The organism is Sporosarcina sp. Y838 (assembly GCF_056786515.1).
This window is the reverse complement of record NZ_JBXCJD010000003.1, coordinates 169,847-185,176: the sequence shown is the minus strand read 5'-3', so window position 1 is coordinate 185,176 and position 15,330 is coordinate 169,847. Positions and strand designations below refer to the sequence as shown.

12 protein-coding genes and 1 riboswitch are annotated in these 15,330 nt (G+C 38.3%); of the genes, 9 read left to right on the top strand and 3 right to left on the bottom strand.

Features of this window, described 5'->3' with window-relative positions; genetic code table 11:
- Window positions 1-36: 36 nt before the first annotated feature.
- The 4 genes from fabG to metH all read left to right on the top strand — a co-directional run bounded on the left by fabG (window position 37) and on the right by metH (window position 7,629).
- On the top strand, window positions 37-819 hold the full coding sequence (fabG, locus tag AC1TO4_RS05640; RefSeq protein WP_482101970.1) for a 3-oxoacyl-[acyl-carrier-protein] reductase: 783 nt from the start codon (window positions 37-39) through the stop codon (window positions 817-819).
- A gap of 82 nt (window positions 820-901) precedes the next feature.
- Entirely contained in the window at window positions 902-1,993 is a 1,092-nt protein-coding gene (phaC, locus tag AC1TO4_RS05635) for a class III poly(R)-hydroxyalkanoic acid synthase subunit PhaC (protein ID WP_482101969.1), read from the top strand.
- Between the two features lie 178 nt (window positions 1,994-2,171).
- Window positions 2,172-2,279, top strand: a riboswitch (SAM riboswitch).
- 72 nt (window positions 2,280-2,351) lie between these two features.
- A complete protein-coding gene (locus tag AC1TO4_RS05630; RefSeq protein WP_482104512.1) occupies window positions 2,352-4,199 on the top strand; it encodes a bifunctional homocysteine S-methyltransferase/methylenetetrahydrofolate reductase in 1,848 nt (615 codons plus the stop codon).
- Entirely contained in the window at window positions 4,192-7,629 is a 3,438-nt protein-coding gene (metH, locus tag AC1TO4_RS05625) for a methionine synthase (RefSeq protein ID WP_482104511.1), read from the top strand. Before AC1TO4_RS05630 ends, metH begins: the two co-directional genes overlap by 8 nt.
- Window positions 7,630-8,171: 542 nt before the next feature.
- Here metH and AC1TO4_RS05620 read toward each other — a convergent pair.
- On the bottom strand, window positions 8,172-8,393 hold the full coding sequence (locus AC1TO4_RS05620; RefSeq protein ID WP_482101966.1) for a small, acid-soluble spore protein tlp: 222 nt from the start codon (window positions 8,391-8,393) through the stop codon (window positions 8,172-8,174).
- Window positions 8,394-8,762: 369 nt separating this feature from the next.
- Between AC1TO4_RS05620 and yhfH the strand changes: the two genes are divergently transcribed.
- On the top strand, window positions 8,763-8,882 hold the full coding sequence (gene yhfH / locus AC1TO4_RS05615) for a protein YhfH (RefSeq protein WP_482101965.1): 120 nt from the start codon (window positions 8,763-8,765) through the stop codon (window positions 8,880-8,882).
- 147 nt (window positions 8,883-9,029) lie between these two features.
- On the opposite strand, the gene AC1TO4_RS05610 is transcribed toward yhfH, so the two are convergent.
- On the bottom strand, window positions 9,030-9,689 hold the full coding sequence (locus AC1TO4_RS05610; protein ID WP_482104510.1) for a ribonuclease H family protein: 660 nt from the start codon (window positions 9,687-9,689) through the stop codon (window positions 9,030-9,032).
- Window positions 9,690-10,008: 319 nt separating this feature from the next.
- Window positions 10,009-11,457: an RNA-guided endonuclease InsQ/TnpB family protein gene (locus AC1TO4_RS05605; RefSeq protein WP_482104509.1), complete on the bottom strand. Its 1,449-nt coding sequence runs from the start codon at window positions 11,455-11,457 to the stop codon at window positions 10,009-10,011.
- Window positions 11,458-11,918: 461 nt separating this feature from the next.
- Between AC1TO4_RS05605 and AC1TO4_RS05600 the strand changes: the two genes are divergently transcribed.
- From AC1TO4_RS05600 to paaA, 4 genes are all read left to right on the top strand, one after another.
- Complete coding sequence (locus tag AC1TO4_RS05600) at window positions 11,919-12,689, top strand: formate/nitrite transporter family protein (protein WP_482104508.1); 771 nt, start codon at window positions 11,919-11,921, stop codon at window positions 12,687-12,689.
- Window positions 12,690-12,884: 195 nt separating this feature from the next.
- Window positions 12,885-13,109 (top strand): hypothetical protein, encoded by a 225-nt coding sequence (locus AC1TO4_RS05595; RefSeq protein WP_482104507.1) that lies wholly within the window; start codon window positions 12,885-12,887, stop codon window positions 13,107-13,109.
- A gap of 292 nt (window positions 13,110-13,401) precedes the next feature.
- Entirely contained in the window at window positions 13,402-13,836 is a 435-nt protein-coding gene (locus AC1TO4_RS05590; protein WP_482104506.1) for a YugN family protein, read from the top strand.
- A 472-nt stretch (window positions 13,837-14,308) separates the two neighbouring features.
- On the top strand, window positions 14,309-15,256 hold the full coding sequence (gene paaA / locus AC1TO4_RS05585; protein ID WP_482104505.1) for a 1,2-phenylacetyl-CoA epoxidase subunit PaaA: 948 nt from the start codon (window positions 14,309-14,311) through the stop codon (window positions 15,254-15,256).
- The last annotated feature ends 74 nt before the right edge of the window (window positions 15,257-15,330 follow it).

The following is a 15,330-nucleotide window of genomic DNA, read 5'->3' as shown; positions in this document are numbered from 1 at the left end:
GGGTAAAAAATAGAGTGATGGGAAGTGTGTGGGAATATGACTATACAAATAAACGAAGTAACTGAAAAAAGTACGATTGGCAAACCACTTGCGGGGAAAGTGGTAGTAGTAACTGGGGGTTCACGCGGAATTGGTGCTACAATCGCTAAAGTATTAGCTGAAAATGGTGCATCTGTTGCGATTAATTACCAATCTAGAATTGATAGTGCAGAAGCAGTTGTAAAGGAAATTGAAGAACAAGGTGGAATTTCTTGTGCAATTCAGTCTGACGTGTCTAAAGCGGACGATGTAAAGAATTTCATGGCTGAAGTTATCAATCGTTTTGGGAAGATTGACATTCTCGTGAATAATGCAGGTATTACAAGAGACCGTACATTCCGTAAACTTTCTAATGAGGAATGGAATGAGGTAATCAATGTCAATCTAAACAGTGTTTTCTATACAACATCGGAAGTAATTAATCATATGCTGGAGCAAAAGTCTGGACGAATCATTAACATAAGCTCAATCATCGGACAGGCTGGCGGATTCGGTCAATCAAACTATGCGGCATCAAAAGCGGGATTGATTGGTTTAACGAAATCACTGGCATTAGAAACAGCTAGAAGTGGAATTACTGTCAATGCTGTTTGTCCTGGATTTATCGAAACGGAAATGGTTGGAGAAATGCCTGAAAATGTAAAAGAGGGTATTATTGCAAAAATTCCAATGCAACGTTTGGGCCAAACGGAAGAGATTGCAGAAGCTGTATTGTTCCTTACACAAGCTAAGTATATTACGGGGCAAACAATCAATGTGAATGGCGGATTATACATGTAATAACCTACCATTTTTTACTTATGGAAAGGGTCTTCTGCAAGGAAGCCCTTATAAATGATTGAATTTTGATAGGAGGAAAAAAATGGGTTATTCTAGTATAAAAGATGCTGACAAATGGATGGATACAATGCCTGATGATTTGAAGGTAGGTTTTGAACGAATTCAACGGATGACGTCGGTATTGACAAATGAGCCGGAACCAAAAGTCGGTCAAACACCTAAAGAAGTTATCTGGACAAAGAATAAAGCGAAACTATATCGCTATCAATCAACAGTCAAGAAAACAAATAGCGTTCCTATTTTAATGGTTTATGCATTGATCAATAAACCTTATATATTGGATTTAACGCCTGGCAATAGTCTAATCGAACATCTTACAAACAAAGGCCACGATGTTTATTTACTGGATTGGGGTACTGCGGGTTATGAAGATCGATATATGAAATTAGATGATTATATCTTAGATTATATTCCGCGCGCTGTTAAGAAAGTATTGAAAACGTCGGATGCCAAGGAAATCAGTTTGCTCGGTTATTGTATGGGTGGGACGATGACTTCTATTTTTACGGCACTCCATCCTACACTGCCAATTCGTAATTTAATCTTCATGACGAGCCCTTTTGATTTTTCGGATGCAGGTTTATATACGAGCTGGTTAGACAAACGTCATTTTAACTTGAATAAACTAGTTGACACACTTGGTTTGATTCCTCATGATATGATTGATTTTGGCAACAAGCTGTTAAATCCGATAGCCAATTTTTATGGTCCTTATATCAGTCTGGCGGATCGCGCGGATAATGAGGAATTCGTTAACAATTGGAAGTTGATGCAGAAATGGCTGAATGACGGAATTCCGTTTCCAGGTGAAGCCTATAGGCAATGGATTGGTGAGTTTTATCAAGAGAATAAATTAATTAATGATGAACTCTATATTAGAGGACAGAAAGTGGAGTTAAGCAAGATTACGGCAAATGTATTAAATATTGCCGGAAAGCATGATGTCATCGCTTCTCCTAACCAAGTAGAACCATTAAACGCTAAAATCTCAAGTAGAGATAAGACTTTCCATCTGACGGATACAGGTCATGTCTCAGTTGTTGCTGGTAGAAGAGCCATTAACAATACGTTTCCGTTGATTGAAGAATGGTTAACAAAACACTCTATACAATAATATAATACGAGTGAAAGCTGCTAACATGATTATATAATTGTGTTAGCAGCTTTTATTTTTTTGAAATCAGAAAAATAAAAATAATAAGGAAAAGAATATTCGCATTTTACGAAAAAGTCCTTGACTGATACGAGTTATAACGATAGGATAATCATAGTTAGTAAAACTGAATATTAAATTCTTATCGAGAGAAGTCGAGGGACTGGCCCAATGACGCTTCAGCAACCAGCCATAATATGGTCAGGTGCTAATTCCAGCAGGAGAGAAATGTCCTGAGAGATGAAGAAGAACGAATTTTAAATCGTTAAGTCTTCTTTTCATGGAAGGCTTTTTTTGTATTAAAGGGGGATTGGGTGGAATGGGCTTACTGGAAGAACTACAGACAAAGATATTAATTGCGGATGGGGCTATGGGGACGCTGCTCTATTCATATGGGATTGAGTACTGTAACGAAGAGCTGAATCTACAGAAACCGGAGATTGTGGAGAAAATTCACTTAGATTATATTACGGCTGGGTCAGATATTATTCAGACCAACACATACGGAGCCAATCTTCTTAAGCTGGAGCGTTATGGTTTAGAAAATCAAGTAAAAGAAATTAATGAAGCAGCAATTCAAATTGCAAAAAGAGCTGCTGCACCAGGCGGACAGTTTGTACTTGGTACGATAGGTGGTATCCGTGGGATTCGTAAAAGTGATGCGACGGTTGAAGAAATAATAAAAATGATTGATCAGCAAGCCAATCACTTATTGGCAGGGGATCCGGACGGGTTACTCCTAGAAACCTATTATGATTTTGAAGAACTTGTTGCTACTGTAAAGCATTTACGCAAACTAACAAATACGCCAATTATTGCCCAAGTATCAATGCATGATCCAGGCATTTTGCAAAATGGAATGCTGCTTAACGAAGCGTTTGATCAGCTTGAAGCACTGGGTGCGGACATAGTAGGAGTCAATTGCCGACTGGGACCACATCATACGATTCAAGCTTTCGAACAAGTAACACTTCCTGAAAAAGCATTTCTTTCCGCTTCTCCAAACGCAAGTTTAATGGATGTTGAGGATGGACGGATTGTCTACGAATCAGAAGCTGATTATTTCGGGAGAGCTGCATTGCGTCTCCGGGAAGAGGGCGTGCGCTTAATTGGTGGATGCTGTGGAACGACGACAAAGCACATTGAGGCTGCGAAAAAATACATTGGAAATCTAGCACCCATCTCGGAAAAAATAGTGACTCCAAGAAAGCCGATTGTAATTCGAGAGGCAGAACCGCAAAAAACAAAGCCGCTTCATGTAAAAGTGAAGACAGAAAGAACAATAATTGTAGAGTTGGATACACCACGTCATTTAGATATTACTGGATTCATTGAAGGTGCTAAGGCGTTAAACGCGGCAGGCATAGACTCTCTCACAATGGCAGATAATTCATTAGCCTCCCCGCGCATTAGCAATTTGGCGATGGGATCGATGTTGAAACTGGAGCATCAAATTAGCCCACTTGTTCATATTACATGTCGGGACCGCAATCTAATCGGGCTCCAATCTCACTTAATGGGACTAGACGCACTTGGATTGCATGAAGTATTGGCGATTACCGGTGATCCTACGAAAATAGGCGATTTCCCAGGAGCTTCAAGTGTATATGATGTGTCTAGTATGGAATTCATTCAATTGATTAAACAGTTGAATGAGGGCATTTCATTCTCAGGTAAACCTCTTCGCAAGAAAGCGAATTTCTCTGTTGCTGCAGCGTTTAATCCGAATGTCCGTGTACTGGATCGCGCAGTAAAACGCTTGGAGAAGAAGATTGAATCAGGCGCAGATTATTTTATCTCACAACCTGTATTTACAAAAGAAAAAATCATAGAAATTTACGAGCAGACAAAGCATTTACCTACACCCATTTTCATCGGTATTATGCCACTCACTAGCATCAGAAGTTCGGAATTTCTGCATAACGAGGTACCTGGAATTAAGCTCTCAGAAGATGCACTTGAAAGAATGCGTGCGTGTGGAGATGACAAAAACAGAGCGACTGCAGAAGGTATTCAAATAGCGAAGGAACTCATAGATACAGCGGCAGAATTATTTAATGGAATTTACATTATCACGCCTTTCCTCAGATATGATACGTCACTTGAATTGATTCATTATATTAAAGAAATAGATGCACAGAAAGAGAGAGATCACAGTTATGTCTAAGAGTTTACTTGAGAAAGAACTTCAAAAAAGGATATTAATTATTGATGGTGCAATGGGAACGATGATTCAAAATGCGGACCTTTCTCCGGAAGAATTCGGCGGGGAAGAATATGATGGATGTAATGAATATTTAAATATCGTAAATCCAGAAGTTATTGAAAACATACACCGTGGATATTTAGAAGCAGGTGCTGATATTATTTCTACGAATACGTTTGGTGGCACGCCAGTTGTATTGAATGATTATAATTTAGGAGACCAAGCGCATGAGATTAACTATCGTGCAGCCCAATTTGCAAAAAAATGTACTGCAGAATTCTCGACAAATGAATGGCCTCGATTTGTAGCAGGAGCAATTGGGCCGACGACAAAAACACTTTCTGTAACAGGTGGCATTACATTTGATGAGCTGAAACATGACTTTTATATCCAAGCGAAGGCATTGATTGACGGTGGAAGTGACTTGATATTGCTAGAAACAAGTCAAGATATGCTGAACGTAAAGGCTGCTACACTTGGTATTAAAGAGGCGTTTGAAGTGACTGGAATAGAACTTCCCATCATGATTTCAGGGACAATTGAACCAATGGGTACGACGCTAGCCGGACAAAGCATAGAAGCTTTCTATATTTCCATTGAGCATGTGAAACCACTTTCTGTAGGCTTAAACTGTGCAACGGGTCCTGAATTCATGCGAGATCATATCCGTTCACTATCAGAGATATCTGACGGCTATGTCAGTTGTTATCCCAATGCAGGATTACCCGATGAAGAAGGACATTACCATGAGTCACCAGAATCACTTTCTCAAAAGCTAAGAGGCTTTGCAGAAAAGGGTTGGTTAAACTTGGTAGGCGGATGTTGTGGAACGACTCCAGCTCACATTAAAGCTTTGCGAGAAGCTGTAAAAGATTTGGCTCCACGTAAACCGGTGGTTGAAAGTCATGGTCACGTTATAGCTGGAATTGAGCCGCTACAATATGATGAATCGATGCGTCCTTTATTAATCGGAGAACGTACAAATGTCATTGGTTCCCGGAAATTTAAACGGCTTATTATAGAAGGAAAGTTTGAAGAAGCATCTGAAATTGCACGCGCTCAAGTGAAAAGTGGGGCACATGTCATTGACATTTGTCTTGCGAACCCGGATCGCGATGAGTTGGAGGACATGGCACAATTCATGAAGGAAGTTGTGAAAAAAGTGAAAGTCCCTCTCGTTATTGACTCAACTGACGAAAAGGTGATTGAAGAAGCGTTAAAGTATTCACAAGGTAAAACAATTATTAATTCTATCAACCTAGAAGATGGGGAAGAACGATTTGATGCCGTGATGCCTCTTGTGAAAAAGTATGGTGCAGCTGTAGTAGTAGGGACGATCGATGAAATTGGTATGGGTGTTACACGCGAACGAAAGCTTGCAATCGCAGAGCGTTCATATGATTTACTTGTGAATAAATGGGGGTTAGCGCCGGAAGATATTATTTTTGATCCGCTCGTATTCCCAGTAGGAACAGGCGATCAACAATATATTGGTGCTGCAGTAGAGTCAATAGAAGGTATTCGTTTGATAAAAGAAAAAATGCCGAGATGTTTAACGACACTAGGTGTAAGTAATGTATCATTTGGACTTCCGCCGGTTGGACGTGAAGTATTGAATGCCGTTTATTTATACCACTGTACACAAGCAGGTCTTGATTATGCCATTGTGAATACTGAGAAACTAGAACGTTTTGCTTCTATTCCTGAACAGGAAATTGCTATGGCGAACGAGCTTTTATTCACAACAACGGATCAAACTCTCGCTGATTTCACAGATTTTTACCGTGGTAAGAAAAAAGAAAAAACAGAAGATGATATTCCTAAAACGGTTCCTGATCGTCTTGCTTATTATATTATTGAAGGAACAAAAGAAGGGCTTATTCCTGACTTGGAAGCAGCGCTTCAAATGTATGATACCCCGCTTGATATTATCAACGGACCACTGATGAAAGGGATGGCCGAGGTAGGTCGGTTGTTCAATGAAAATAAGCTCATTGTTGCTGAAGTACTCCAAAGTGCAGGCGTTATGAAAGCATCAGTAGGCTACTTAGAAGGTTTCATGGAGAAAAAAGAAGATGATTCTGGTAAGGGGAAAATCGTTCTTGCCACTGTTAAAGGCGACGTTCATGATATTGGGAAAAACTTGGTTGAAATCATACTGAGTAACAACGGCTACAAAGTGATCGATGTCGGTATTAAGGTGACACCCGCTACACTGATTGAAGTCATTCGTAAAGAAAAGCCCGATATGATAGGTTTGTCTGGGCTACTCGTTAAATCCGCTCATCAAATGGTTATTACAGCGCAAGATTTCAAAGAGGCGGGTATCGATGTACCGATACTAGTAGGTGGAGCAGCGCTGTCTCGTCGTTTCACGGAAACGAAGATTTCAGCTGAATATGATGGGCCAGTGTTATATGCAAAAGATGCGATGCAAGGACTTGACCTAGCCAATCGATTACAAAATAAGGAAGATAAAGAGCTTTTGTTAGAGGAACTTGTTATTTCAGCAGAGAAGCGTATTATATCAGAGGCAACTCGTGCATCTAAACAGGCAGTTGCTGTTTTGGAGAGGCCTGTGAAAACGGTTCGAGAAGATGTACAAGTTTACATACCGAAAGATCTTCGTCGTCATGTGATGAAAGATTATTCAGTTGCTCACCTTCATCCTTATGTAAATATGCGCACATTGATTGGCCATCATTTGGGTCTAAAAGGATATAATGATAAATTAATCGAACGGGGAGATGAGCGTGCAAGTGGGCTCCATGAACTAGTAACTGGTTACTTACGATCGGATCTATTAAAACCCCGGGGCATATATCAATTCTTCCCTGCGCAATCAGATGGAGATGATGTAATTATTTATGATCCTGCAGACGCTAAAACAGAGATCGAACGTTTTACTTTCCCGCGCCAATCTGTAGAACCTTTTCTATGTCTAGCTGATTACTTAAGAACAGTGGAAAGTGGAGAAATGGACTATGTTGCGTTCATGCAAGTTACCGCAGGTCATGGCGTGCGTGCGGAAGCAACTAGATTAAAAGAACAAGGAAAGTTCTTAGAAAGCCATGCATTCCAGGCGACTGCCCTTGAACTAGCTGAAGGGTATGCTGAACGGATTCACCAAGAAATTAGAGATCAGTGGGGTTTCTCAGATCCAACGGACTTTACAATGAGAGATCGTTTCGCTGCCAAATACCAAGGGCAACGATTCTCCTTCGGTTATCCAGCCTGTCCAAATCTAGATGATCAAGCTAAGTTATTTGGTTTGATAAAACCCGAAGATATTGGCGTAGAACTAACAGAAGAATTCATGATGGAACCGGAAGCTTCGGTTTCAGCAATGGTATTCGCTCATCCAGATGCTAGATATTTTGTAGTTAATTAATCAGAAATAAAAATACACCACTTTCAGATTTCCATTCTGAAAGTGGTGTATTTTTTGGAAATGGGGCGAATATTGACTGAAAGAATAGTCACAAGCTGGTATTTTAAGCTTACTAGAATGTGAATGGACTACTTCAAATAAAACTCACCCTGTTAAAACAAAAATGGGATAACACGACGGGGAAAACTCTGCCGTTGGTCGTTGGAATTATATTTCCTCTATTGTTGCCTATCGTTTACGGAATACGAAGGAAGAGTTTTAAGAAAGAACTTAATAAATAACAGTACATAAAATGATCATATTTGTAGCTGAAGCAGCAACGTCTTGGGTATTGTTCTGCACTATTGCTTCTACTTTCTTGTACTTGTTTGAAGACAAAAGCGTTTAAACAAATGAATTACAGATGACTGATTGAAAATCGAAATGACGTCGGGTATATATTGAAAAAACGAGTCCATTCAATAATGAAATAATTGAATGGACTCGTTTTTTTCTGATTTTCAATACCTCTAATCTCATTTGAAAAGCAATCACCTGTGCTGTTATAGATAACCGTTAATTCGTGATTTGTCTTCTTCAATTACTTCATTTTGTAAATCTACAATGCTTTCTTTGCGTCGTGCATTTTTTTCCTGGATTGTAGCGAGTTCTTTCCCCTCGGCGAATTCCATAGCAGCTTCTGCAGCTTCTAGGTTACTGATTGTTTTCTTTAACCTGTCTTCATTGTCGGCTGAATCGTTCGGTTTGGGATTGACTTTGGACAATCGACTTCCTCCTTCTTTATAGAAACCTTCATAAGATAGCGTTCCCAAATCGACAAAAACTATTTGTAGAATTTAGTTGTCTCTTTATTTTGAAAATGTGTGTGAAAGGGAGGAGAGGTGATTTTTTTCATGGCGAATAGAAGTAAAACGATTGAAAGGAGAAACAAACTAGATAGTTAACGGAAGAGTTATTTATTAAGTCCTAAAAACAATCTCTGTTCGTCGCCGTATATTGCTCTTCATCCACTAATATGACGTTTTGTCGGAAAGTGAAGACAAAAATAAACCTCTGTTATATAGTAGTTATTAAGAATACTAACTGTTTCACAACAAGGTTAGTACAACAATAAAAAATGGAGGAGATCTATTATGGAGAAAATCAAAAATAATACTGAAAAGCAGTGTACAGAATGTGGAAATGAAATCGTTGAGAAGCATGAATCGGTACTTTATGAATGTGAGCGATGCATCGGCAAGCATGAACATTAACTAAACACTCTATTTCCAGGAAATGTGGAAATAGAGTGTTTTTTTGACTTCAAATGAATGAATCTGTGTTAGGGATTAGTGTACTGAATTTATGAAAAACCGATTGCTAATCTAAGATTTTTGTTAAGTCAATTACCGAAAATAGACCTATCCTGTAACCTCACTTGTCGCTGTAATAGAGACTCCATTTAGCGCCTGTGTCGCCAGTCGATCGGCTTCTGAATTCAGTTTTCGTTGCACCAGTTCGTACTCTGGCTGGATACCGAGGTCTTTCATCTTCTGTTCAATTCGGTCCGCCCAGCCTGACAGAACTTTTTCGAGTGCCGGCCATTCTCCAGTCAGTTGGTTGATGACTACTTGTGAATCTCCGATGAACCGAACCGGTAGATGATGGACATTTAACAGTTCAAGCTCTTGCAGGCATAAGTGGAGTGCGGCATATTCTGCTTCGTTATTCGACATAAGTTCGGCGGAAGGAGCATTACGACGGAGCCTGTATGATTTTCCACTTTGTTCATAATAAATGACACAGCCCATACCTGAACTGCTCGTTGTCCGATCGAAGCCTCCATCGAAATAGACCTTAACGTTATGGGGTTCAGTTTCGATTCCTTTCAAATAGCCCTTCATCTCTTTCACCGTCCACATGCTGTCAAACCGGTCAATGAATACTACGCTTTTGGCTCGCCCAATTCGCTCAATGTCTTCTGCAAATAGCATTGCTTGTGCTGCCGGCATTTCTTCAGAACGAAAAATTTTTTCCACGCCTTTAGGTGTTCTGTAAATCCATTCGATTAAAATATTCATGGTCATTCCTCCTGTCTCAGTCAGTCTATATATGTATTTCTTAAATACAATAAAAGTCTACCCCATGCAGGTGATATTTATGGGTTTTATTACGAATCTAATCGTAACTATTGAGCCAACAATTTAATGGGATTACAAAAGAGTTGTATTTGACATTTATCCTAACACATGGCATGAAATACTCCTTAAAAGATAGACATAATCCATTTGTCCTTATTATACGAATGAAAGACACTGGTATACAATAAGAGTGGGAACTGTATTCATTATGTTATTAATGAACCTCCCACGACTGAAGTCACGGGTTTCAGGGTTGGTGCTATTGCACATTGACCACTTGAGGCTGGGAACACACAGCCGCTATACCGTTAGCGAATGCTTTCGGCACTACTTTTCTTAGGATGTTTGCTGCACCATTCACATCTGCATTTATTAATATTTTACTTTTTGTACGGTAAAGTCCGCGTTTTAATCGTTTTCCACTGAAAATATGATTTGTATTATTCCCCGATTTGTAGGTCGGAATAATGTCTTCATCTACAAAACTTGCCTGAGATGTGTAGCTTTCTTCAGTTACAATTACTGAAATACCCTCGGCATTCGCTTTGTAAGAGATTAATTCTATTAGCAATGAGTGTGGTACTTGGACAAAGTTTTGATTGTTTCTTTTCCCTAATTCTATTTTTTGTTTCCAACCCGCATTTTTACCGATGACAATCGTATCAATGTTATTTCCCACCGCTATTCGCACGATATTGAAACTAACTTTATGGAAAAAGTCTTTGATTTGTCTATGTCTTGCGGAATCTAATTTCACTATTTTTTTTGAATAGAAATGACCTTCTTTTGGTTTTTGACCGTTACGAAGAGCCGCGTAGTAATAAGCACGCATTTTGTTGTACCACTGATTGATCGATTTAACTTTACCGCCTTTAAAAAGGACTGGAACGTGCTCTGTATTAAAAACTAGCGCTGCAATGTTATCAAGACCTAAATCGATACTCATGCATTGTTCCGTTTTGTCGGATATTTGTTTTTTCAACTCGATTAAAAACACTAATTCAACAGTAAAACAATTGTGATTGGGTACGATTCTCACTTGTTGAAACTTACCGTTGAAATTTGCTAACTTACCGATATTTATTTTTCTTTTGGTTTTTGGAAAGCTCAGGAATTTACCGTCTTTAATTTTGCAAATTTGATTTGAAAGAGTTGATTCTTTCCTGCTTCCTTTTGGTAGGTAACCAGGAATAGAAGGTCTTCCTGTATATTTTCCTGGATTCTTTTTGAAGTCTTTCAAACTTGCGAAAAAACTAGTCCAATTTTGCACGACATTTCTAACAACCTGTTGATTTATCTGACCTGGTAATGAATAATAGTCTTTTTGTTTAATTGTTTTAAATAAACAATCCAGAAAATTGTAAGCTAAGAAGGACTTTTCTTTTGAAGGCAGCTCAAATAGATTTACCTTTATTTCTTTTTGTTCGTCTCTTGGTTTCATTTGTTCTTTTTCTAATTTTTTGCTATATTTTCTTTGTTGATTTGCATTCATTTTATCAATATTGTCACGAATTGTGTCCATTACTTCTATTTGTAAAGGTTGTAACACACCTTCATTGTTTAAAGCAGTATATACTTGCCTGATAAAGAAGTTTGTCGTGTTGTATAGGTTATTACTATTTAGACAAAGTTCATCAAAATAAGAATACATTTTATGGCCATTTTTAATATTGATTTGAAAAGTACGATATTCTTTATTCGGCTCCATAGTCTGTCACCTACCTTATTTAAGAATATTCTACCAAATAGAACATAGGTTTGCATAGTGATGTTACTTTAGAACAATAAAAAGAAAGCCAATTCATCCCACGACTGAAGTCACGGGTGTTCTTGGCTTAATCATAAAGGAATCCAGCTAGTCATAATTCCAACGGCTTGTCAGTCAGCTTAGGCAAATCAATTCATTTCATTGAACAATAAAGGAGCGTACAGGGAGCACAATTCCTTGTGGAAGAGTCAATGATGAAAGAAAAGGCTTTCACAGTTGTAGCGAGTGATATTAAGTATTCGAGAGGTGGGAAATTGAGGAATGTGAATACAATCGTAGTTGATTAGGGGACTAGTAGATAGCAATTTATTCACGACAGGCAATGTGAGTTACAAAATCAAGTCCTAGGGGATTGTTAGATATCCATCGTTTGGGGTTAGGATATACGGGAGGGAATAGAAATGAAATCAACAATCGCTGTTTTAGGTGATACAGCCGTTTCAAAAGTAAGTCAATTACATACGAGCAAAAGTAGATATTTAACTATGACAATGTTGGCTGGAGTATTTGTTGGATTTGGAATCATTTTGATTTTTACAATCGGTGGGTTACTAGCGCCAGTAGATTTTCCAGGAACGAAAATTATTATGGGAGTTTCATTTGGAATCGCATTAAGCTTGGTTTTAATGGCGGGAGCCGACCTGTTTACAAGTAATAACATGATTATGACAATTGGCACTTTGACCAAAAAAACGACTTGGACTGAAACAATACAAGTTTGGACATTTAGTTATGTAGGCAACTTCGCAGGATCGATTCTCATTGCAGCACTTTTTTTCTTTTCGGGCTTGGCCACCGGTAGTACAGCCGACTTTATTAATATGGCAGCAAGTGACAAAATGAGTCTACCTTTCATGGAGTTACTCGTTCGCGGCATTCTTTGTAATATACTTGTCTGTTTAGCCGTGTGGTGCGCATTTAAATTAAAAGAAGAAACCGCAAAATTGATAGTCATTTTTTGGTGCTTATTCGCTTTTATCACTTCAGGTTTCGAACATAGTGTAGCAAACATGACCTTGCTATCTATTTCGTTGATGATACCTCATCCTGAAACTGTTTCATTAGCAGGGTTGGCAGCAAACTTAGTACCCGTGTCAATAGGAAATATAATCGGTGGAGCTTTGTTCATAGGAGCCGCATACTGGTACGGGAATTCGAAGAATAGTGTTTAATATAGAAAATGCGTGCACGTTTGAACGATTGGCAAATATCTTTACAGTCGATTTTTGAAAAAATCCTTTGAAAGTATAATAATATTTTTTCCTATACATTCGAATAGGTATATGTGGGTATTGAAAGTGGGAGAATGAATATCAAATATGAATGAAAGGTTCCAGTACATGTTCAAGGAGATGGGGTTACAGGAGATGACTAACATGAAAGAATTTAAAGTGACTTACTTTTTTTGTGAAGAGCATTACATTAGAAGGTTTATCCATATGGAATCCCAAGAGGAAGCAGAAAAGTTAATTCAAAGTGAACGGGATCAATATATTACATTCCGGGATAGCAGAGGAATATATCATGAGCTAAATACGAAAGGTGTTAGAGTTACTCAGCTAGCTGAGTATCACAGGACCGATAAGAAATAATTAGAGTAGAGTGCATGTAGAACATTTAACATAGAAATTGTATTCATTTTTCCTACGCGAGCAATGTCTTTCCCCATTCAGAAAAGGGGAGGGACATTGCTTTTTAAATGAAATCACTGATTATAATCACTATTTATTTACTGGGGTATTATGTACTTGTTTGGTCATAGATCGAAATAAACAGAAGAAAGAAATGAAAGGCATCCAAATGTTTACATTGTAGCCATTAACGTATTTTTCCTTCATATCATGTGAATGCTATTACAAGAACGAAGTAGAAGGAGGAAAAAATATGTTGAAATTACAAACTGAGCTTGAGGGGAAAAGTGCCTCTTTTGGGCTTGTAAACGAATGTGTACGGGAGCTTGGTTACCATTTGGGCGGGAACTGGGATTACCATAAAGGCAGTTTTGACTACATTTTATGTAGCGAAGGCGGTGAAACCATCTATATCCGAATTCCATTTGTTGTCACGCAAGGAGAACTTGATCAATTCGATGCTTCTATCAAGTTCGAAACACCTTACGTAATCAAACATGTCGTCCATGTCGGTCTAGATAGTGATGGAAGTTCATTACTAGATGCTACTGGGTTTAGTCAATTTCAGGAACCGATTGATAAAGACGGAAAAATCATAAATAAAAACAGATGGATTCATGCAGGCGAAGTAGCTGTGAGTGACCTGTTAAATTGTCTGTATGAACAGGAGCACCTCAAGTCTAGTTAATGGTAGCTGTAATTTCATCCTTTGGCAATCTGCACTACGCAGAAAATAACTAGATTCTATTTTTAGGATTATATGCACGATATCTTAAATTCACAATAAGAAGAGTTGTCTTTAGTCGAAAGAAGACTTAAAGACAGCTCTTTTTATTGTCCTGACTAAATGTATACATAGCCACTGTGACTAAATCGATATCTGAATGTTTACAACGTTCAGTAATTAATATTGACTTATGAACTGAAGGCTATTAATCTATATTTATTACTCTTAGGCAGAGTGTCGTTTGAAATCAGTTTCATTATAGAATTGATAAAAATTTAAGCGGTAGATAGTGATTTTGTGGAAATTCAATGTAGGAAATGTATGCGGATATAAAGGGCCTTTATGTGATTAGACATAACGGGCACGGATATATACGTTACTGTATTGTTATATAAAGTTACTAAAACACATACCTTACAGGAGGGGGTTAGAGATGATGGAAATGTATAGTTTGGAAGAAAAACATGCCCATTTCATGCGAAGAATTGAAGCAGGGGATAAAATCGAAGCGGATGATTGGATGCCCGAAGAATATCGTAAAACATTGATTAAATTGATATCAATGCATGGAATGAGCGAAATTATGGGGGCTCTCCCTGAAAAAGAATGGGTACCAAAAGCTCCGTCCCTATCACGAAAATTAGGCATTATGGCAAAGGTGCAGGACGAAATGGGACACGGTCAGTTGCTTCTCCGAGTTACGGAAGACTTACTCAAGCCATATGACAAGAATCGTGGAGATTTAATGCAGGATTTATTCAATGGAGATTTGAAATTCCATAATGTATTTCACATGAAAACAACTACCTGGGCAGATGCCGGAATTATCGGTTGGCTTGTTGACGGAGCAGCAATCATTACTCAAACAAATATGCTTAGGGCTTCTTATGGACCTTATGGCAGAGCATTACAGCGTATTTGCGCAGAGGAAGTGTTTCACGCACAGCATGGTGAATCGATTATTATGGCACTTGCGGAAGGTACAGATTATCAGAAAGCTATAATTCAGGATTCACTCAATTATTGGTGGGAATCGCTGTTAATGTTCTTTGGACCCGCGAGCAAAGAAACAACGGGTTCATCTAAACAAGATTTGACTATAAAATACAAAATTCGGACGAAAACAAATGAGGAGTTTAGGCAAAACTTTTTTGATAAATATATCCCTCGAATTTTATCCCTCGGTTTGATAATTCCGGATGAGTCAATACACTACGATGCAAATACTAAAATATGGAAGTATAAACAACCGGACTGGAATGAATTCAAGAAAATCATTCGAAATGAAGGCCCTCGGTCAAAGGAACGTCTGAATTTACGCCGTACTTCTTATGAAAATAATGCATGGGTGCGTGATGCATTAAGTGCAGTCGTTGAATAATGGAAGGAGTCAGTAAAATGAATGATGAAAAAACGTTTTATCAAGAATATGAAGTTAATAACTAGAGAAACCGA

Excerpts from the sequence above, each read along its gene's own strand:
- fabG (WP_482101970.1), top strand. The coding sequence starts at position 37 with ATGACTATACAAATAAACGAAGTAACTGAAAAAAGTACGATTGGCAAA.
- phaC (WP_482101969.1), top strand. The coding sequence starts at position 902 with ATGGGTTATTCTAGTATAAAAGATGCTGACAAATGGATGGATACAATG.
- AC1TO4_RS05630 (WP_482104512.1), top strand. The coding sequence starts at position 2,352 with ATGGGCTTACTGGAAGAACTACAGACAAAGATATTAATTGCGGATGGG.
- metH (WP_482104511.1), top strand. The coding sequence starts at position 4,192 with ATGTCTAAGAGTTTACTTGAGAAAGAACTTCAAAAAAGGATATTAATT.
- yhfH (WP_482101965.1), top strand. The coding sequence starts at position 8,763 with ATGGAGAAAATCAAAAATAATACTGAAAAGCAGTGTACAGAATGTGGA.
- AC1TO4_RS05610 (WP_482104510.1), bottom strand. The coding sequence starts at position 9,689 with ATGAATATTTTAATCGAATGGATTTACAGAACACCTAAAGGCGTGGAA.
- AC1TO4_RS05605 (WP_482104509.1), bottom strand. The coding sequence starts at position 11,457 with ATGGAGCCGAATAAAGAATATCGTACTTTTCAAATCAATATTAAAAAT.
- AC1TO4_RS05600 (WP_482104508.1), top strand. The coding sequence starts at position 11,919 with ATGAAATCAACAATCGCTGTTTTAGGTGATACAGCCGTTTCAAAAGTA.
- AC1TO4_RS05595 (WP_482104507.1), top strand. The coding sequence starts at position 12,885 with ATGACTAACATGAAAGAATTTAAAGTGACTTACTTTTTTTGTGAAGAG.
- AC1TO4_RS05590 (WP_482104506.1), top strand. The coding sequence starts at position 13,402 with ATGTTGAAATTACAAACTGAGCTTGAGGGGAAAAGTGCCTCTTTTGGG.
- paaA (WP_482104505.1), top strand. The coding sequence starts at position 14,309 with ATGATGGAAATGTATAGTTTGGAAGAAAAACATGCCCATTTCATGCGA.